We start from the raw sequence: 20455 nt of genomic DNA, 5'->3' as shown, positions 1-20455 counted from the left end.
AAATTTGTGATTGACAAATTGCCCTGATTCAATCCAACCTGTCCGAACGAAAGGACCACCCATGCACGAGAAAGACCGCCACCGCGTTATCCTCTCCGCCGTACAAGATCGCTCACTGGTGACAGTGGTTGATCTATGCGCTCTCACTGGCGCGTCTGAGGCAACGATACGCCGTGACATAAACACATTGGATGACCAGAAGTGCCTGCGCCGTGTGCGTGGTGGTGCCGAAGCCATCGCGACAAAACCTTTCGTGGGCTTGGCGGGGCGGCCATTCTCGGTCAACGAGACAATGAACATCGCCGAGAAACAGGCGATTGCAGCAGCAGCTGTCGAGTTGTGCGATGATGGTGAGCCCATCATCATAAATGGCGGCACGACGACCTTTCAAATGGTACACCCACTCGCGTCGCGGCGCATGCAGGTGTTCACCAACTCATTTCCCATTGCCGAACATCTGCTCAAGAATACAGGCAATACCGTGATGTTATCCGGCGGTATTATTTACCGGGAACAAAACATCGTACTGTCCCCGTTCGAAAATGACGTGACGCGCAATTTTTATGCCAAACGCATGTTTATGGGGGCACAAGGCATCGGTCCGCTGGGCCTAATGGAACAAGACCCCTTGTTGATCCAGGCCGAGCACAAGCTGATCGGGCAAGCCGAGGAACTGATTGTCCTGGTAGACAGCACAAAGTTCGCAAACCGCTCAAGCCTGGTGCTTTGCCCGCTTGAACGTATCGACACTATCATCACCGACGAAGGCATCGACGACCGTACAGCGGCCATGCTCGAGGCGGCTGATATTTCGCTGATCGTGGCGCCCATAGGCACCGCGCAGAAGGAAGAGGCGGCATCGTAGGCTACCAATCACACTACTCCAGGGAGGAAACCATGAGTGTATTCAAGAAACTGGCAACATCTGTTGCTCTGGCCGGCGCGATGCTCGGCGCTCCGGCATTCGCGGCCGAGAATGTGCGCATCGCGCTCGTGGTCAAAGCACTTGGCATCGGGTTCTTTGAGGCAGCCGCTGAAGGCGCCAAGGAAGCCGCCGACGAATTGGGCAATGTCGAGATTATCTATACTGGCCCAACCGACACGACCGCCGAAGGCCAGATCGAGGTCATCAATGCGCTGATCGCCCAGCAGGTTGACGCAATTGCCATCTCCTCCAACGATACCGATGCACTGGTCCCTGCCCTGAAACGCGCCATGCAGCGCGGCATTACCGTGATCAGTTGGGATTCCGGAGTCGCCCCCGAAGGCCGGCAACTGCATCTGAACCCGTCGTCCAACCCACTGATCGGCAATATGATAATCAAATTGGCCGCCGATCACCTGCCAGACGGCGGCGAAGTGGCCCTGTTGTCGGCAACGACAACCTCAACCAACCAGAACATCTGGATGGAAGAAATGAACAAGGTCATGGGAGATTATCCCGGCATTGAGGTTGTCGCGACGGTTTATGGCGATGATCTTGCCGACAAATCCTATCGCGAGGCCACGGGCCTGATGCAAACCTATCCTGATCTGGATGCGATCATAGCCCCGACCTCCGTTGGCATCGTGGCAGCGGCGCAAGCTGTGGTCGATGCGGGCAAGGTCGGCCAGGTCAACGTAACTGGCCTTGGGCTGCCCTCGGAAATGGCGGGTGCCATTGAATCTGGTGCATCAGAGTCATTCGCTATCTGGAATCCGATCGATCTTGGGTACTCGGCGACGATGCTGGCCTATGAGCTGAGCCAGAACGGCGCTGAAGCGGCTCCCGGTGCGGAAATCCCGATGGGCCGCATGGGAACACTGACGCTGGATGAAACCAACGCAGGCGCGATGGCCGATCCGTTTGTGTACGACGCGAGCAATATCGACGACTTCAAGTCGATCTTCTAAACGCTCCCGCTGGCTGGTCCGATGCCATCTGCACGCATCGGTCCAACCACACCGCCCCCCGTTTGACAGTGAGGCCCTGATAGATGACGCATGCCGCGACAATTTCTCAAGACGTGACTCCCGTTGTTTCAATGGACATGATCACCAAGACCTTTCCCGGTGTCAAAGCGCTCGATCAGGTCAAGCTGGACCTGTACCCTGGCCAAGTCACCGCATTGGTTGGCGAAAACGGCGCGGGAAAATCCACCACCGTCAAGATCCTGACAGGTATCTATCGCACCAATGGTGGCACGATCCGCATTGATGGCGATCCTGTGACTTTTGGCTCGCCGAATGATGCGGCCAAGGCCGGCATTACCGCCATCCACCAGGAAACCGTGCTGTTTGATGAGTTGTCGGTCGCGGAAAACATCTATTCAGGTCATGCGCCGCGCAACCGACTGGGATTGATCGACACGACCCGGATGCACCGTGACGCGGACAAATTGCTGACCGATATCGGGGCTCCGTTCAAGAGCCATACCCAGCTAAGCGAGCTTGGGATTGCCAACAAACACCTTGTTGCCATCGCCCGCGCATTATCGGTCGATGCGCGGGTAGTCATTATGGATGAACCCACCGCCGCGCTGTCGCACAAGGAGATCGAAGAGCTTTACGATCTGGTCGATGCTCTAAAGGCGCAGGGCAAAGCGATCCTGTTCATCAGCCACAAGTTTGACGAGATCTTTCGTATCGCCGACCGCTATACCGTGTTTCGTGATGGAGGCTTCGTGGGCGACGGGCTGATTGCTGACATAACAGAGAACGACCTTGTTACCATGATGGTCGGGCGCTCGGTTGAGCAGATTTTCCCAGACCGAAACCATGATGTGGGCGAAGAAGTGTTGAAGGTCGTCGGCTACGCCCACCCGACCGAATTTGCAGACATCGGCTTTACGCTGAACCGTGGTGAAATCCTCGGATTTTATGGGCTTGTCGGGGCCGGACGTTCAGAATTCATGCAAGCGCTTTTTGGCATAACAAAGCCATCCAAGGGTGTGTGTAAGATAAACGGCACGATCAAAGTCATCCGCTCTCCCGCCGAAGCGGTTGAAAACGGGATCGTCTATGTTCCCGAGGATCGCGGCAAACAAGGCGCGGTGATCGGCCTGCCTATCTTCCAGAACATCACCCTGCCGTCGCTGTCGCGCACCTCAAACAATGGCTTCTTGCAACTGGCCGAAGAATTCAAACTTGCCCGCGAATATGCCGAGCGGTTGGACTTGCGCGCCGCATCTCTTGACCAGGACATCGGCAACCTGTCCGGCGGTAACCAGCAAAAGGTCGTTATCGCAAAATGGTTGGCGACCCAACCGCAAGTCATCATTCTGGACGAACCAACCAAGGGTATCGACATTGGCTCAAAGGCGGCGGTGCATGAATTCATGGCCGAACTCGCCGCACAGGGGTTGTCTGTCATCATGGTCAGCTCGGAAATTCCTGAAATCATCGGCATGTCGGACCGGGTGATCGTTATGCGCGACGGGTTGATCGCGGCAGAACTGACCCGCGATGAGCTGAACCCCGAAACATTGGTGCGCCATGCGGCCGGAATCACCACGACCACGGAAGGCACCACCCCATGATGCGCTTTGTTCCCCTCCGCGAGATAATTCTCGGCGCTGCAATCTTGATCCTCATACTGCTTGTCGCGTCGCGTTTTCCGGGGTTTGTCGCCCCGTCGAATCTGGCCAACGTGTTCAATGACACAGCGCCCCTGATCATTTTGGCCCTGGGGCAAATGGTGGTGATCCTGACACGCTGCATTGATCTGTCCGTCGCTGCCAATCTGGCATTGACGGGCATGGCCGTCGCTATGATCAACGTTGCCATGCCCGGCTTGCCGATCCCCATCATCATTGCCATCGCTATAATGATGGGAGCGATCATGGGGGCGATCAACGGCGTACTTGTGTGGAAATTGTCCATCCCACCGATCGTTGTGACCCTTGGCACCATGACCATATTTCGCGGTATTATCTTTCTGATATCAGACGGTAAATGGGTCAACAGGCATGAAATGAGCGCCGCCTTCACTGGCTTTCCGCGAACCGTTCTTCTGGGTCTTCCGGTCCTGTCCTGGATCGCTATCATCTCCGTCATCGTCTTTGGCATGATGATGTCGCGCACCCCATTCGGGCGATCCATCTTTGCCGTGGGCGGCAACCCACACGCCGCCGTCTACACCGGCATCAACGTTGGCAAAACGCAGTTCTGGGCATTTGTGGCATCGGGCGCATTGGCTGGCCTCACGGGCTATCTGTGGGTCGCACGTTATGCCGTGGCCTATGTGGACATCGCGGGTGGGTTCGAACTTGAAGTCGTGGCGGCATGCGTCATTGGCGGCATTTCGATCGCCGGGGGCATCGGTACAGTTGGTGGCGCGGTACTGGGCGCAATATTTCTTGGGGTGGTAAAAAACGCCCTGCCCGTCGTAAATATCTCGCCCTTCTGGCAGCTCGCCATCTCGGGGTCCGCAATCTTGATCGCCGTGGCATTCAACGCCCGATCGGGTCGGAACAAGGGCCGCATCATCCTCAAATCTGCGGAGGCAACCTAATGTCGGACACCACTCAGACCCGCCACATCCCCGACCGGCTGAACAGTAACTCGGCGCGGATTTTCAAGAGCTGGGAAGCTCTGCTACTGGCCGTTGCCATCGCGATCTTCGTGGTGAACAGTTTTGCCTCGCCCTATTTTCTCGACGCCTGGAACCTGAGCGATGCGACGTTCAATTTCACTGAAAAGGCAATGATTGCCTTTGCAATGGCGTTACTGATCATTTCGGGGGAAATCGACCTTTCTGTTGCGTCCATCATCGCGCTGGCCAGTACCGCGATGGGCCTGGCGATGCAGCATGGCGCCGGCACACCCGAGCTGGTGATCATCGGGCTTGCGGTCGGTTTGTTGTGCGGTGCGTTCAACGGGGTCTTTGTGACCATTCTGGGCCTGCCCTCGATTGTTGTTACCATCGGTACGATGAGCCTGTTTCGCGGGATCAGCTATATCATCCTTGGCGACGATTCATTTCGCGGCTACCCGTCCAGCTTTTCGTGGTTCGGACAGGGATATGTCTATTGGGTATTCACGGTTGAAATGCTATTCTTTGTCATCATCGCGGCGATCTACGCGGTGCTGTTGCATAAGACCAACTTCGGGCGTGCGGTCTATGCCATCGGCAACAACCCCACAGGCGCATTATTCAGCGGCATCCGGGTGCAGCGGGTCAAGTTCATCCTGTTCCTTTTGACCGGTCTGATGTCTGGTGTGGCGGCGATCTGCCTGACCTCGCGTCTTGGCTCCACGCGCCCCAGTATCGCCTCAGGAATGGAGCTTGAGGTGGTCACTATGGTCGTCTTGGGCGGGGTCAATATTCTGGGCGGTTCCGGCACCATCCCGGGAGTAGTCATCGCCGCCTTTGTCATGGGGCTTGTCACCTTTGGGCTCGGACTCTTGAATGTGCCGGGGCTGGTCATGTCGATCTTTATCGGCCTGCTGCTGATCGGTGTCATCGCCCTGCCCCGCCTGTGGGCCATCGCCGCACAGAGGCGCAAAGCATGAGCGAGCGGTATGTTTTCCGAATGACGCTGAATGACGGTATGGCGGATGAATACCGTCGCCGCCACGATGCAATCTGGCCGGAATTGGTAGAGCTGTTGCACGATGCGGGCGTCAGCGACTATTCAATCCACCTCGACCCAGAAACTGGACAGTTGATCGGCGTTCTCGCCCGCACCTCGGATCACCGGATGGACGATTTGCCAAATCACCCCGTCATGAAGAAATGGTGGGCGCATATGGCCGATATCATGCAGACCAACGAGGACAGTTCCCCAGTGGTCTTGCAACTTATCCCGCTGTTTCACATGCCATGACCGAACCTCGCCACATCGCCGTCATCGACATTGGCAAGACCAATGCGAAACTCGCCCTGGTTGATCTAGCCACGCCAAGTGAAATTGCCGTTGTCACACGGCCCAATGTCGTTTTGCCCGGTCCCCCTTGGCCGCACTTTGACATTGAGGGGCATTGGCGATTCATTCTTAAGGCCTTGGCGCGGTTTCACAACGAACATGGTATCGATGCCATATCGATCACGACACATGGGGCCTGCGCGGCCTTGCTGTCCGAGGACGGGAAATTGGCTGCCCCTATTCTGGACTACGAACATGAATACGGGCCGGAAACCGTCAAGGACTACGCTCGCCTCAAGCCTGATTTCATTTTTACGGGTTCTCCGGCCCTTGCCGGTGGACTGAACATCGGTGCGCAATTGCACTGGCAATTTACCACCGATCCTTCCCTGAAATCGCGCACGAAACAGATTGTGACATACCCGCAATACTGGGGTCATCGGCTGACGGGCGTGGCCGCAACCGATGTCACGTCACTGGGCTGTCATACCGATCTCTGGAATCCTCACGATCAGACATTTTCTGACCTTCCGGCTAAACTTGGCATTCACGACAAAATCGCACCGGTGCGCAGACCTGGTGATATCCTGGGACCCATTCTGCCCGAAATCGCCCAGACCACCGGACTCGATCCGCAAACTCCTGTTTGTGTTGGAATACACGATTCCAATGCCTCGCTTTATCCGCACGTCATCTCTCAGGCCGGCCCGGCTTCGGTTGTCTCAACCGGCACATGGGTGATTGCAATGTCGTTGACGGGCGATACGACCCACGACATCCCGCCGCTTGATCTCGACCGTGACACGCTCATCAACGTGAATGCACTTGGCCAAGCAGTTGCAAGCGCACGATTCATGGGCGGACGCGAATATGAGGTCATTCAGAATGGCCAGAATGAGGCGCCGAGTCGGCGGGACGTAGACGCCGTGCGGGACGCGCCACTAATGTTATTGCCGTCTGTAGAACCCGGTTCAGGCCCCTTTCAAGGCCGGAACATGCAGTGGCTTGGGCACGAACCGCCCGTGGGATCGGGCCAGCGTTCCGTGGCACTTTCCTACTATCTGGCTTTGATGACAGGCACCTGTCTGAAACTGATCGGCGCTGCGGGTCCGACAATCGTCGAAGGTCCCTTCGCAAGAAACGCAGAATTCATCGAAATGCTTAAAGCAATAACCGACCGCCCTGTTTACACCAGCGAAGCAAGCACAGGTACAAGCATAGGCGCAGCCTTGTTGTTTACCAAAGATCAAACGCTTGCCAGCCCGACCGAAGCGGGAATACGGGGCGATAAGCTGGAACTAGCGGCCTACGCAGCACGCTGGAACGACACTGTCAAAGCGAGTAGATAGCTGACGAAAAGAAAGGGGGGGCCCAAAGCTCCCCTTACTACATTTGCGTTATTCGATGTGTACCAACGGCATACCGACCTTTTTCCCCGGCGGTCCTTGATGATAACCTTGACAATTGAAGCGCACATCAAGGCTATCTTGCGCGACACGCAATGTGGCAAGCGTGGCCTGCCCTCATGCCCGCCAACCACCGTTTCCGATCCGACATGTCGCCGGGCGTCATCCGTGTCCAGGCCGCCCGGATCGGGCCGAATGTCGAGACCTTCGTGGACGTGCTGATGCGCAACCGCCGCCACCCCGAACAGGCCTACCGCGCCTGCCTCGGCGTTCTGAAGCTGGCGCGCAGTTACAGCAAAGACCGTCTCGATGCTGCCTGTGAACGCGCGCTCGAGATTAACGCCCACAGCTACTCATCCCTCAATTCCATTCTCAAGAATGGATTGGATCGCCAACGCCGAGACCCTGCTCCGGACGGCCCCGCGATCACACATCAAAACATCCGGGGCGCAGGATATTTCCACTGACAGGAGACAACATGCTGGATCATCCAACACATACCCAACTGCGCGAGATGAAACTCGACGGAATGGCGGACGCCTTTGAAGAATTGCAAGGCCAGGATGGCACCGCCGGCCTGACCCATGCTGAATGGCTGGGCCTTCTCATCGACCGCGAGGCCGCAAGCCGCGAGACCAAACGCTTTGAAAGCCGCATGCGAACCGCGCGTCTGCGCCATGTCGGAGCTGCCCCCGAGGACGTGGATTACAAAACAAGGCGCGGCCTCGACAAACCCCTGTTCCAACAGCTCCTCACCGGCAAATGGATACGCGACAAACGCAACCTGATGATCACGGGCCCCTGCGGAGTGGGCAAGACTTGGCTCGCCTGCGCGCTTGCTCAAACCGCCTGCAGGGATGGCATGACCGTGCTCTACAAACGCACACCGCGTCTGTTCGATGAACTGGAACTGGCCCACGGCGACGGTCGTTTCCCACGCCTGTTCAAGGCGCTGACCAAAACGCAACTGCTGATCCTGGACGACTGGGGGCCAGACCGACTGAACGCCAGCCAACGCCGCGACCTGATGGAGATCGTCGAAGACAGGTATCAGTCCGGCTCCACCCTCATCACCAGCCAACTGCCCGTCTCGGCCTGGCACGACGTGATCGGCGAGCCGACTTTCGCGGACGCTATCCTGGATCGCCTCGTTCACAACGCATACCGGCTCGAACTCGAAGGCCAGTCCTTCAGGAAGAACGGTGCCAAAGCAGGTGACGAAACACGCCCAGAATGATAACGAAAAACTCAGGCCTCAAGACGGCCCGCCACAGGTGGCCGGATACTCCGGTTTAGGTGGCCGGATGCCGTCGGAATGACCGGCCGGATAGCCCGGAATGCGCAAGGGGGCTGATCTGCTGTACATCTTTTTGTTATGTCGCCGGGAGCGAACTGGTTTTTCTGACTGACCACACCGCAAATAGGGCCTGCCTCAAGGCATTGCGTGAGGGCGATGTTCTGGTTGCGTGGAAGCTCGACCGTGTGGGCCGCAGTCTGCATCACTTGGTCAAGACCGTCAGTATGCTGTCTGAGCGCGGGGTTGGCTTCAGGGTGCTCGCTTCAATAATCATCTACTGGAACACTGACCAACTTGGACGCGCCGTGGCGGCCCGAAAACATGCAGGTCTCGATAGTTCGCATGAGCTTCTGTCACACATCTCACCGCTCGGATGGGCGCACATCTTGCTCACAGAAGAATATCGATGGCCAAAATCGGGACCAAAAGAGCTTATGATACGATTCCGCCGCCAGCCGGACTCGACCCCAAAAACGAAAGCGGCCCGACGGGGCTGCCGGGTCGCTTCGCGTTCAGGTATTTAGGTTTGTGAACCGCGGATCAGCCAAGCGTCGGCATGGTGAATTCCGGATCGGTGCGTTGACCGGAGGGCCAGCGCGTTGTCGTGGTCTTGATGCGGGTGTAGAACCGCACGCCCTCCATCCCGTGCATGTGATGCTCGCCGAAGATCGAGGATTTCCAACCACCAAAAGAGTGGTAGGCCATAGGCACGGGGATTGGCACGTTGATTCCGATCATCCCCACCTCGACATCCTGACTAAAGCTGCGCGCCGTGTCCCCGTCACGGGTAAAGATCGCCGTTCCGTTCGCATATTTGTGGCTGTGCACCAGATCGAGCGCCTCTTGGTAAGAGTTGCGGCGCACAACCGAAAGAACCGGGCCAAAGATCTCTTCTTTCCAGACAGTCATGTCCGGGCTGACATTATCGAGCAAGGTGCCGCCAAGGAAATAGCCACCTTCATAGCCTTGCATATCCTGATTGAACGCGCGGCCATCAACGACAACCTTTGCGCCTTCGGCCTCGCCGGTATCAATGTAGCCGCGGACCTTCGCAAGGTGCTGTTCGGTGACCAGCGGACCCATTTCTGATGCTTTATCCGTGGTCGGGCCGATCTTCAGCGCGTTGATTTTGGGCACCATGATGTCGATCAGCGCATCAGCGACGGCATCGGTCACAGGAACCGCCACCGAAATCGCCATGCAGCGCTCACCGGCAGACCCATAGGCCGCGCCCATCAGCGCGTTTGCGGTCATTTCCAGGTCCGCATCAGGCATGATGATCGCGTGGTTCTTGGCACCGCCAAGCGCCTGAACGCGTTTGCCATTGGCTGTGCCGGTCTGGTGAATGTACTTTGCAATCGGGGTCGAGCCGACAAAGCTGACCGCTTTGACATCCGAGTTGTGTAGCAGGGCGTCGACAGCTTCCTTGTCGCCGTTGATGACGTTGAACACCCCATCGGGCAGCCCGGCTTCGGTCAGCCACTCGGCCAGTTTAAGCGACGCGGAAGGCACGCGCTCGGATGGTTTCAGAACGAAAGTATTGCCTGTCACCAGCGCGACCGGGAACATCCACATCGGCACCATGGCCGGGAAGTTGAACGGTGTAATACCTGCAACAACGCCAAGCGCCTGACGGATGTTGTGGCTGTCAACGACCGAGCCAACGTTCTCAGAGAACTCGCCCTTCATGAAATTCGGTGCACCAACGGCGAACTCCACAACCTCAAGACCTCGCGTCACTTCACCGACGGCATCGTCATGGGTCTTGCCGTGCTCGGAAGCCAGGATAGAGGCCAGTTCATCGGCACGATCCCAGAGAATGTTCTTGAACTTGTCCAGGATACGCGCGCGGCGCAGAACAGGGGTCTTGGTCCAAGCGGGCCACGCGGCTTTGGCAGCGGCAACGGCACCGTTGACTTCATCAGTGGCCGCCAGCGGGACGTCCCGCTCGGACGCGCCGATTGCGGGGTTGAAGACAGGCTGCGAGCGGCCTGATGTGCCCTGCACATGTGCGCCGTTAATGTAGTGGGTCAGTTCGGGCATGGGTATCTCCTCTCAATGCTTGGCCCATCTCTTACTGCCGTGCTACACTCGAAAATATACACAAATATAACGATCTGTTATTCGATAATAGGCGTAAGATATGAACTGGGACGACCTGCGCTTCTTTTTGGCTGTCGCGCGTGAAGGGCAAATTCTTCGCGCGGCGCAACGGCTTGGTACCAGCCAGGCGCGGGTCAATCGTCGCATCACCCAGTTTGAAGAGGCTTTGGGCGAAAAGCTGTTTGACCGACGGACGGTGGGCTGCAACCTGACGCAATCCGGGCGTTCACTGATGCCCAATGCCCTCGCGGCCGAAGAGGCAATGCTCAAGCTGGGTGCGACGCCGGGAGCATCTGGTGTGGGCAAGATTAACGGGACTGTCCGGATTGGCGCCCCAGACGGTTTTGGTGTGGCCTATCTTGCCGCACAGCTGCCAAAACTTCGGGCGCTGTATCCAGATCTTAAGGTGCAGCTTGTCCCGGCACCTCGCGCCTTTTCCCTGTCGCAACGCGAGGCGGATATCGCCATCGTCATCGGACGCCCACAAAAGGGGCGGCTCAAGGCGACCAAGCTGACCGATTATTCACTGGGGCTCTATGCGTCAAAGTCCTACATTGCCGAACATGGAGCGCCCCAATCCATCTCTGATCTCGGCGAGCACGAACTTGTCGGTTATGTGGACGATCTGATTTATACGCCCGAGCTTGAATTCAACAAGAGTTTCTGGCCGGGCTGGGATTCTCAGATTGAAATTTCGAGTGCGCAGGCCCAGGTTGCGGCTGTGCGATCCGGTTCCGGGATCGGTGTCTTGCATGATTTTGTCGTCCGCAATGACCCGGAGTTGATAGCACTTTTCCCCGAAACGAAGGCCCATCGGAGTTACTGGGTGGTCTGGCATGAGGCAATGGATGCCATTCCGCATGTCTCTGTAACGACACGTTTCATTGTCGATACTGTGCGGCAAGACCGCAAACGGTTTGCGCCCGACACATGATGCCGGGCGAAAGAAAAAGGGGGCACATGACCCCCTTTGTATAAATTATTATTCAGCGTGAATTGCCTGCACGCCGTTTCTGGCACGGATGCCGTCTCTCACAATAGCCTTGATCAGCGAAACACACATCAGAACCATGACGAAGGAGAATGGCAACGCTCCGATGACCATGGCGGACTGGATTGCCCCAACACCACCTGCAATCAGCAGACCGCCCACGACCAAGGACAGCGCCACACCCCAAAAGATGATGTGCGGGCGACCAGATGGCTTTTCTGCTCCGGCTGCGTTGATTGTGTTCACGATCAGGACCGCTGAGTCAGCAGTTGTCACGAGATATGTTAGTAGCAGAACAACAACGATGATGGCCATCATCCAAGCCAGACCGGACCCGAGGATAAGGTCGAGCATCGCGAACAATTGGTTCTGTTGACCCGCGCCAGAGATCGCATCGCCGGCACCACCATTCAGAGTGAGGTCGATGGCCGTTCCCCCTACCATCGTAAACCAGAAGAAACACATAAGGGACGGGATGATGATTGCCCCAAGAACGTACTCACGCAACGTGCGACCACGGGAGATACGCGCAAGGAACACGCCGACGAAGGGTGCAAACGCGATCCACCACGCCCAGTAGAAAACGGACCAACCGCCTTGCCAGCTTGCCAATTGCGCGGCTTGGCTGCCCTCAACGCCATCGGAGGTCCAAACTGTGAACAGCATTTTCGGAAGTTGAACGATGTAGGTGATCAGGCCTTCGAAAAGGGCGCTCAGCCCGAAAAACGTCGACCCAAAAAGCAGAAAGAAGGCAAGCAAGAAAAAGCTAAGCCCCATGTTGACGTTGGAGAGCCATTTGATGCCTTTGCCAACGCCGGACAGGGCCGAAAGCGTTGAAGCGCCCATGATCACCAGAAGCGCCGCAATGACCCCAGCATTTGATGGTTTTCCGGTTTCGGCAACGATCAGCCAATCGCCAAAGCCGATGCGATGCAGGCCGGATACGAATTGCTCGACACCAAAGCCAAGGGTTTGTGCCACACCAAGAATAGTCGCGACAACCGCTACGATATCCACGATGTGACCCAGGATGCCGGAGAGGCGTTCGCCAAACAGCGGCGTCAGCGCGGAACGGATCGTCAGAGGCAAATTGCGACGGTACGAAAAATACGCCAGCGACAGCCCGACGATGGCATAGCACGCCCACGCCGAAAATCCCCAATGCAGGAAAGACCAAAGGTAAGCGTTGTTCACGTTGTCGGCCGCCGACGCTCCAGTTTCTCCCATGATGACATTTGGGTTCGTGGCAAAGTGAAACATGGGTTCGGCAGTCGCAAACGTCAGCATCCCAATGCCGATACCGGCTCCGAACATCATCGAAAACCAAGAGAAGTTGGAGAATTCCGGTGTGTCGCCTTCAAGGCCAAGCTTCAGCCGGCCCGTGGTTGGGATCAATGCGAGAACCACACAGACAATCAGGAACAGCGCGACGACGTAGATGTACCAGCTTGAGAATGTGACGAGCAGCGAGCCGTTCAGGTCGCCAAGGATCCTTGCAGCTGTTTCAGGAACCGCGATGGCCCAAACGATGAGAGCGGCGATGAGTATCTTGGAAGTGATCGCGACGTCCTTACTGAAACCAGCATAGAACCCGCGGTCGGCGGTTGCGATGGATAGCTCCATCAATGGTGGTGTCTTGGCCATTTTTCCTCCTGAATGGCTGGTGAACGCCAGACACAAACGGTCATCCCACACAACATGAGGTCGCGTGGATTTCCTGTGTCATTGGCGCGGCTAAATGGGCCTTAGCTTGATTTGCGGCCCCAAGGCTCGTGTGACGTGCCACCTGCCATCAGTGAGGCCGGTGGCGCATCCGGTCAGCTCGGCAGATATTCGTCACTCCAAGATTCACTGAGATGGCCGGACTTGATCATGGCTTCGATGGCGGTGTCCGCATAGCCAAGCTCTGCAAGAATCTTGCGTGTCGATGAACCAAACTTTTCAGACGGGGCCACGGCAAAGACCCTTCCACGGGTGGGTCGCACTGCATAAGGGTCCAACTGGATCACCTCGTGCCCGCTTGGATGGTCGGCGTAGCGTGAGAAGGAATAGCTGCCATTGCCCGTACCCGGATCGCCATCGGCGTCGCGCAGGTTTCTGGCGCGCAAGGCGTCGAGGTTTTCGCAAATCACCGCGCCGATGTCTGCTGCTTGCAACCTTTCGATCCATACCGCCGCAGTTTGGGTCTGAAAAGCACTCGCAAGGTAGGCTGAACGTTCATCCTCTGCTAGATCGGGCAGGTCTTCCAACCCTTCCACGTTGCGGAACAACGGCAGGTCGGCCTCATATGCGCTCAGCAAGATGGGGCGCGACGCGGTGCTGTAGAACCGTGTGAGTGCGTCATATCCGCTGACCTCTGGACCCGACGGTTCGTCAAACAATCCACGGCCCTTGTAGTCAAACGCGAACGGTACCTGCAGCAACCCACTATTTGCCGACAGCGATGTGCGGCCACGACCAATACGCCCATGACGGTATTTTTGATACAGCGCTGCCGCGACGCCCAAGGCACCACCAAACCCGCACATCACGTCGATCGTGCCAACGTGGGCGTGTTCCTCCGGGCGATCCATCGCACCGCCAAAGCGCAGCATGATGCCGGTGGTCGCCTGCACTAGGTCATCATAGCCGATATAGTCGGTGCGTGTGCCGCGACGCACACCGCTGAAACAATCCAGCTTGCAGAACAGTGCATCGGGGTTGAGTTTGCGCAGGTTATCCGCATCTAGGCCAACGTTTCTGATCTGGTTGTCAGGCGCGTTCCAGACGATGACGTCGACCGATTTTACCAAATCCTCAAAGACCTGGCGCCCGTGACGGGACTTGATGTCCGCCAGAATTGAGCGCTTGCCGCGCATCTGCGACATGCCGTAAATAACGGTGTTCCAGCTGTCGTACATCGGCTCTGCCGGTTCGAGCTTGATCACCTCGGCACCGAACCGCGCAAGATAGCTGGCCGAATGCGGGCCTGCGATCACGTTGCACAGGTCCAGGACCCTCACACCCGTAAGCCATCCTTCCTGCACCACCTTTTCGGAGATTTCAGGAAGCTCGGTCTGGATTTTCTTTAGGGTCTTGAGCGCCTCGTCAAATTCGACCCAACGACGGGGTTCAGGCTGCAACGCCTCTTCGCCGCTTTCTTCCATCCAGACCACAGGGCCGGGCTGTGTCATGTCGCCATAGACCGGATCGTGCACGTCGATCATTAAGCCGGATGTTTCGGCATACTCGTCGTGGATCCACTCCTGCAACCATCGCTGGGGTGCTCCGGGAATGAGCCCACGACCAAACATCTTTTTCCATTCGTGCGAGGTGCGGGTCATAAAGACCTCTTTCATCCGCGCCGCGATCCTGTCAGCCCAGTCCTTGGGCATCGGATAGACTCCAAGCGACGTCTTGCTTTCCCATTCGGACCAAGGTTTGTAGGTGTCTTCCTCTGACGTCAAACCTTCTTCGACCAATTCATCATAAATGCCGAGAACCTCAAGACAGCGTCGCGCGTGATGCTTGTGGCTGGGACAGACGACATAAAATCCGCGTCCGTCCTTGCACTTGTAGCTGCGAAAGAAAGGGTCCATCAATTCCTGAAGGTCCTCGTAGCTGACATTCATCGGCAGGCCTTCGACACGGCGGCGTTCGATTTCTACCTCGCGTTGGGTCAGATACCGCTCCGGCATGCCATCAACGTGAATCGAGTTGTAGCACAGACCCTCCATGACCGCGGCGGCCAAAGGCACTTCGATCTGGTCGCCAAGGCCGGTCACCTGACGCGATTGCAGCGCCAGAACCGTCGCGGATGCCGCGATCTGTGAGGCGTAGGCCGAGGCCAGAGGCAAGGGCGAGAACGACGGGTTCAATCCCATCAGGACACGGTTCAACCCCATGTCTGTGAACACGCCCGAACTGGCCGCAACGATGCTCTCATAAGCGCGCAGCTCACAGCGCTCCGCGTCGTCAGACGCAAAACCGGGCACGGATATCGTGATCAATTCGGGGCGTTCCTCGCGCATTGCAGCGAAGTCAAATCCCAGCTTGGCAATCTTCCCGGGGCGAAAGTTCTCGACGATGATGTCGGCCTCGGCACAGAGCGCACGGGCCTGTTCCAGCCCTTCGTCGGACTTCAGGTCAAGATTCACGATGAGCTTGTTGCGGTTCAACGTGGCGTTGGCCGGACTGTCCCACATCGGGCCTTGCGGCGGGTCGATATGCACAACAGTGGCCCCAAGGTCACCAAGCAACATCGCCACCGCAGGACCAGCAATATACTGTCCAAAATCAACGACCTTCACACCGGTGAGCGGCAACTTGGAAAACGAATTACGCATGGGTCCTCCACAGAGACTTCTTGATTGTTGATAGGGGCTGTTACTGGCCGGCCAATATCCAGCCAGCGGCTTTTTCGGCGATCATGATCGTGGGTGAATTGGTGTTGCCGCTGGTAATCTCCGGCATCACAGAGGCATCTACCACGCGCAGACCGGCGACCCCTTTGAGGCGCAGATGTGGATCAAGCACAGCGGTTTCATCATCGTCGCGGCCCATTTTGACGGTCCCGACAGGATGAAAAATCGTGCTGGCGATATCGCCTGCAAGCCGCGCCAGATCGTCGTCACTTTGATATTGAACACCGGGTTTGTACTCTTCGGGGTCATAAGGCTGCATCGCCGGTTGTGACATGATTTCGCGGACTTGGCGAAGGCTGTCGGCAGCGACCTTCCGGTCGTCGTCTGTGTCCAGGTAGTTCGCTGTGATTTTGGGTGCATCACGGAAGTCATCAGAGGCAATCCGCACATACCCACGGCTGGTCGGGTTCAGGTTGCAAACGCTGACCGTCATGGCCGGAAAGTCGTGCAGATCATCGCCAAACGCCTCAAGGCTGAGCGGTTGCACGTGGTATTCGAGGTTGGCATGACTGCGGCTCGAGTCTGAGCGGGTAAAGGCACCCAACTGGCTTGGCGACATGCTCATCGGGCCAGAGCGCTTGAACAGATACTCCAGTCCAATCTTGGCTTTGCCCACCATCGAATTGGCGAGCGTGTTCATCGTTTTTGTCCCTTTGACCTTGAACACCGCGCGGATTTGCAGGTGGTCCTGCAGGTTTTCCCCAACGAAGGGCTGCTCCATGACCACGTCGATGCCGTGCTCCTGCAGCAATGCTCCTGGACCAATCCCCGATAGTTGCAGGATTTGAGGAGAGTTCACGGCACCCGCAGACAGAATCACTTCTTTAGTGGCGGTGACAGTGACGGGGTTGCCTTTGTGGTAAACCTTTGCGCCGACACAGCGCAGCGCGCCATCGGCGTCTTTCTCGAAGCTGAGCTTTTCGACCTGGGCCTCTGTCCAGATCGTCAGGTTTGCACGATCCTTCGCCGGACGCAGGAACGCCTTCGACGTGTTCCAGCGCCATCCGGACCGTTGGTTCACATCGAAATAGCCCACCCCGGCATTATCGCCGCTGTTGAAGTCGTCGGTCTTCTGGATGCCCGTTTCGACTGCCGCGTCGGCAAAGCTGTCCAAGACATCCCACCTCAAACGCTGTTTCTCGATGCGCCATTCGCCGCCATGCCCGTGCATGTCCGAGAACCTGCTGTTGGCACCCGTGACCGGATCGGCACCATCATCCAGCTTGTAGTGGTTTTCATGGGCTTTGAAATCGACAAGCGAATTTTCCCAGTTCCACGCCTCCTCACCGGTCAACTCGGCCCAGTTGTCATAATCGCGCGCCTGGCCACGCATGTAGATCATGCCGTTGATGGAAGAGCATCCACCCAACGTCTTGCCTCGCGGATAAAGAAGACTGCGTCCGTTCAGGCCTTTGTCCGCCTCGGTTTTGTACATCCAGTCGGCCCGTGGGTTACCAATACAGTAGAGATAGCCAACAGGGATATGGATCCAAGGATAGGTGTCCGGCTTTCCAGCTTCCAAAAGAAGCACCCTGTTGGCCGGATCAGCGCTAAGACGGTTGGCCATCAAGCATCCAGCAGAACCGCCGCCAATCACGACATAATCGAACCCGTTCAAACCTTCAGACATCTTGGCCTTCCACTTATCAGTCGTTTCATTGCGAAGTGCGTATTGAGAAGGGGGCCGAGCAACGCGCTAACACAGGCCATTTCGGGCGGCTGCATAAAGCTCTCAGTTCGGTCTGCGTTCCCTCCCAGAACGCCGATTTTGATGTTCTCTGGGCGATGAGCGCGAAAAAACCTAATGACAAATCGCAAAATGCGATATTATTAATTCCTATATGGATCGATTTTCTAACATTAACAGCATTTTAGCGTTCGTGACCGTAGCACGCGAAGGCAGCGTTTCGCGCGCGGCCGAAGTGCTGAATCTGACGCAGCCCGCCATCAGCCATCAACTTAAGCGGCTTGGTGAAGAGACTGGAATCACGCTGTTCAACAGAACACCCACGGGACTTCAGATCAGCCACGATGGCGCAGCAGTCCTGGCAAAGGCCGAACGGGTTCTGGATGCGATGACTGACTTTCAGCGCAGCGCCCGCCAACGGTCTGGTCGGATCAGTGGCAAGCTCAGGATCGGAACGATCGTTGATCCTGAGTTTATTCGGCTTGGTCGAATTCTGGCGCGGTTGCGAACAGAACATCCGGACATAGAAACAGAACTGACCCACGGTGTTAGCGGCGATATTATGACATGGCTGAAACGGGGCCAGATTGATGTGGGGTTCTATTTGTGTGGGCCGGACGACCTTGCCACGATGGGATTGGACAGCGAAGATCCAATACATGCACTCAAACTTGCCGATTTCACCTACCGCGTGATCGGTCCTGTTGGGTGGCAAACGAAGATTGAGAAGGCTGACTGGCCAGAGTTGGCAAAACTGCCCTGGATTGGCACCCCCGAAAGGTCCGTTCACTATCGCCTATTGTCCAAAATCTATACTGATCCCGCCGATCGTTTGGGGGTGGTAGCGCGTGTCGACCAAGAAGCCTCGATGCTAGAGATGGTGCGATCCGGCATCGGCTTAAGCCTATGCCGCGATTCCATCGCGCTCCACCAGAAACAATCCTTTGGTCTTGCAGTCTGCAATTCAGTTTCGGTGCCTGCTTGTCTTTGTTTCGTTGCCTTGAAGCGTCGCAAAGATAGTCCAACCGTCTCAGAAACATTCAACCTGTTGCAGAGGTCGTGGTGACTGGCTGACCGCGATCTGCACGGACGGCTGGTATGCTCGCTGCACGGTAGAGCTAAACACGGTAGAGCTGACGATGTTGCATGAAGACGGTTCGGGCCGCATTTGCCCCATTCCCCGTTTTGTTATGCGACACGCTCATAGGTCGCACGACCGAAACGGGTCATGCGGTTAAGGGTTTTGACGGCTATCCTGGTTTCGGTTGTCTGGGGCTCCATTTTGCGACTGCGCAGCTCTGATCCGATGACTTGTTTGTAACGTCCGATCTGGGCCTCGCCGCGTGATCTTTGGCCATAGCCAGTGGCCTTCTGCCAGGCCATACGACCGCCCTTGGCGATCATTTCGACATGGGCGTTGCGTGCGGCGCACTCTCCGGGAACGGCGTTCTTGGGAGGCGGAATGATCAGCTCGACATCCTCACCGAAAGCCTGTCGGATCGTTGCGGCGGTTGGTGTACCGTCATAAGCTCCGTCTGCGATGAAACGGTGAACGGGACCAGCCACCTCGGCAAGAAGAGCAGGCAATGCGCCGGGATCTCCCGCATGTTCGGTTGTCAGGCGTGACGCGACGAACTCGCCGCTCTCCGGGTCGAAGCCGATATGCAGTTTGCGCCATGTTCTGCGAGCCTTTGGCAGCCCATGCTTCTCCCGCATCCGGTCGCGGCCGCTGTGGACACGCAACCCTGTGCTGTCCACAATCAGCGTGATCGGGCCACCGGCCGTGCGGATGTCAGACACGATCAGAAGCGTTTGCGCACGCCGGCAGAGCGTCGAGTAATCCGGCACGGGGAGATCCAGTTCCATGAGCTGGAGCAAACTGCGCACAAAGCCCTGAGTTTGCCGAAGCGGCAGGCCGAACACCACGCGCAAGGTAAGACACATCTCAATCGCCAAATCGGAGTATCGCTGCTGACCGCCGCGTTTGCCTGAGCGCATGGCGCACCATCCAGAATCCGCGTCCTCGTCAAACCAGACCGATACGTCACCACGCAGGCGGAGCGCCTCGTTGTATTCGGCCCAGTTCGTCACACGGTACTTTGCCTTCGCAAACCTACCCCGCCGCGACGCATTGAATTTGAAAGGCATCCCAGCATCCCGCAGTGAACGACCCACCGGCTGACGCCGGTGGCATCATTTGGAGGAATGTAATTCCAGATACTGCAGGATGATATCGTCGGTGACATTCCCAGACGTGGTGGAGAAGTAGCCACGGGCCCAGAACCGCCTGCCCCAGTAGCGCTTGCGCAACTCTGGGAACTCTATCTGGATGCGGCGCGATGATCGGCCTTTGATGCGCTGCATGACACCAGACAGCGATAGCTTGGGCGGGATCGACAGAAACATATGCACGTGATCTCGCGCCAAAACGCCGCGCACAATATGTACCCCCATCTCATTGCAGGTCTGCATGATGATCTCCCGGATACGCGCGCGCATCCGTCCCCGTAGAACTTTGTACCTATACTTTGTGGCCCATACGACATGGAATCTGTGGTAAAATCGCGTGTGCGCGGATGCCGAGTAGCGCATGATCTCTCCTCCTGAAATTTGAAGCCTTACCGCCTCAGCGGGCTTCAAATTTCAGGAGGAGAGATCAGCAGAAGATTCGCTGAAGCGGACCGGCTGGAAGCCGGTGGCTTCGATCCGTTAGATGGAAAGT

The 20455-nt window shown here is 57.0% G+C and carries 18 protein-coding genes; 12 read left to right on the top strand and 6 right to left on the bottom strand.

Annotation, left to right across the window (positions count from 1 at the left end):
* Window positions 1-61: 61 nt before the first annotated feature.
* The 10 genes from ACP15R_RS25600 (at window position 62) to ACP15R_RS25555 (ending at window position 9073) form a co-directional block, all read left to right on the top strand.
* A complete protein-coding gene (locus ACP15R_RS25600) occupies window positions 62-865 on the top strand; it encodes a DeoR/GlpR family DNA-binding transcription regulator (RefSeq protein WP_424988719.1) in 804 nt (267 codons plus the stop codon).
* Between the two features lie 32 nt (window positions 866-897).
* Window positions 898-1893, top strand: coding sequence for a rhamnose ABC transporter substrate-binding protein (gene rhaS, locus ACP15R_RS25595; RefSeq protein ID WP_424988718.1), 996 nt, complete (start codon window positions 898-900; stop codon window positions 1891-1893).
* An 83-nt stretch (window positions 1894-1976) separates the two neighbouring features.
* Window positions 1977-3518, top strand: coding sequence for a sugar ABC transporter ATP-binding protein (locus ACP15R_RS25590; RefSeq protein WP_424988717.1), 1542 nt, complete (start codon window positions 1977-1979; stop codon window positions 3516-3518).
* Window positions 3515-4492 (top strand): ABC transporter permease, encoded by a 978-nt coding sequence (locus ACP15R_RS25585; protein WP_424988716.1) that lies wholly within the window; start codon window positions 3515-3517, stop codon window positions 4490-4492. The genes ACP15R_RS25590 and ACP15R_RS25585 overlap by 4 nt, the downstream gene beginning before the upstream one ends.
* On the top strand, window positions 4492-5493 hold the full coding sequence (locus tag ACP15R_RS25580; RefSeq protein ID WP_424988715.1) for an ABC transporter permease: 1002 nt from the start codon (window positions 4492-4494) through the stop codon (window positions 5491-5493). The genes ACP15R_RS25585 and ACP15R_RS25580 overlap by 1 nt, the downstream gene beginning before the upstream one ends.
* Complete coding sequence (locus ACP15R_RS25575) at window positions 5490-5807, top strand: L-rhamnose mutarotase (RefSeq protein WP_424988714.1); 318 nt, start codon at window positions 5490-5492, stop codon at window positions 5805-5807. The genes ACP15R_RS25580 and ACP15R_RS25575 overlap by 4 nt, the downstream gene beginning before the upstream one ends.
* Window positions 5804-7195, top strand: a complete 1392-nt coding sequence (locus ACP15R_RS25570) for an FGGY-family carbohydrate kinase (RefSeq protein WP_424988713.1) — start codon at window positions 5804-5806, stop codon at window positions 7193-7195. Before ACP15R_RS25575 ends, ACP15R_RS25570 begins: the two co-directional genes overlap by 4 nt.
* 176 nt (window positions 7196-7371) lie before the next feature.
* Entirely contained in the window at window positions 7372-7719 is a 348-nt protein-coding gene (locus ACP15R_RS25565; RefSeq protein ID WP_424988712.1) for a hypothetical protein, read from the top strand.
* Between the two features lie 11 nt (window positions 7720-7730).
* On the top strand, window positions 7731-8489 hold the full coding sequence (gene istB, locus ACP15R_RS25560; protein ID WP_424988711.1) for an IS21-like element helper ATPase IstB: 759 nt from the start codon (window positions 7731-7733) through the stop codon (window positions 8487-8489).
* Window positions 8490-8548: 59 nt separating this feature from the next.
* The gene (locus ACP15R_RS25555; RefSeq protein ID WP_424988710.1) at window positions 8549-9073 is read left to right on the top strand and encodes a recombinase family protein; all 525 of its coding nucleotides are present in this window, start codon (window positions 8549-8551) and stop codon (window positions 9071-9073) included.
* 16 nt (window positions 9074-9089) lie between these two features.
* On the opposite strand, the gene ACP15R_RS25550 is transcribed toward ACP15R_RS25555, so the two are convergent.
* A complete protein-coding gene (locus ACP15R_RS25550) occupies window positions 9090-10592 on the bottom strand; it encodes a CoA-acylating methylmalonate-semialdehyde dehydrogenase (protein ID WP_424988709.1) in 1503 nt (500 codons plus the stop codon).
* A 100-nt stretch (window positions 10593-10692) separates the two neighbouring features.
* Between ACP15R_RS25550 and ACP15R_RS25545 the strand changes: the two genes are divergently transcribed.
* A complete protein-coding gene (locus tag ACP15R_RS25545; protein ID WP_424988708.1) occupies window positions 10693-11586 on the top strand; it encodes a LysR family transcriptional regulator in 894 nt (297 codons plus the stop codon).
* A 48-nt stretch (window positions 11587-11634) separates the two neighbouring features.
* Here ACP15R_RS25545 and ACP15R_RS25540 read toward each other — a convergent pair whose 3' ends face one another.
* The 3 genes from ACP15R_RS25540 to ACP15R_RS25530 all read right to left on the bottom strand — a co-directional run bounded on the left by ACP15R_RS25540 (window position 11635) and on the right by ACP15R_RS25530 (window position 17676).
* Window positions 11635-13287, bottom strand: a complete 1653-nt coding sequence (locus ACP15R_RS25540) for a BCCT family transporter (RefSeq protein WP_424988707.1) — start codon at window positions 13285-13287, stop codon at window positions 11635-11637.
* 173 nt (window positions 13288-13460) lie between these two features.
* A complete protein-coding gene (locus ACP15R_RS25535; protein ID WP_424988706.1) occupies window positions 13461-15968 on the bottom strand; it encodes a CoA transferase in 2508 nt (835 codons plus the stop codon).
* Window positions 15969-16008: 40 nt separating this feature from the next.
* The gene (locus ACP15R_RS25530; RefSeq protein ID WP_424988705.1) at window positions 16009-17676 is read right to left on the bottom strand and encodes a GMC family oxidoreductase; all 1668 of its coding nucleotides are present in this window, start codon (window positions 17674-17676) and stop codon (window positions 16009-16011) included.
* 211 nt (window positions 17677-17887) lie between these two features.
* Between ACP15R_RS25530 and ACP15R_RS25525 the strand changes: the two genes are divergently transcribed.
* Window positions 17888-18799: a LysR family transcriptional regulator gene (locus ACP15R_RS25525; RefSeq protein ID WP_424988704.1), complete on the top strand. Its 912-nt coding sequence runs from the start codon at window positions 17888-17890 to the stop codon at window positions 18797-18799.
* Between the two features lie 122 nt (window positions 18800-18921).
* Here ACP15R_RS25525 and ACP15R_RS25520 read toward each other — a convergent pair whose 3' ends face one another.
* A complete protein-coding gene (locus tag ACP15R_RS25520; RefSeq protein ID WP_424988703.1) occupies window positions 18922-19881 on the bottom strand; it encodes an IS5 family transposase in 960 nt (319 codons plus the stop codon).
* A gap of 45 nt (window positions 19882-19926) precedes the next feature.
* On the bottom strand, window positions 19927-20328 hold the full coding sequence (tnpA, locus tag ACP15R_RS25515; RefSeq protein WP_424985241.1) for an IS200/IS605 family transposase: 402 nt from the start codon (window positions 20326-20328) through the stop codon (window positions 19927-19929).
* Between the last annotated feature and the right edge of the window lie 127 nt (window positions 20329-20455).

Source organism: Microbulbifer sp. S227A (genome assembly GCF_049800935.1).
The sequence above is the reverse complement of the archived record's forward strand: the minus strand, read 5'-3'. Positions and strand labels throughout refer to the sequence as shown.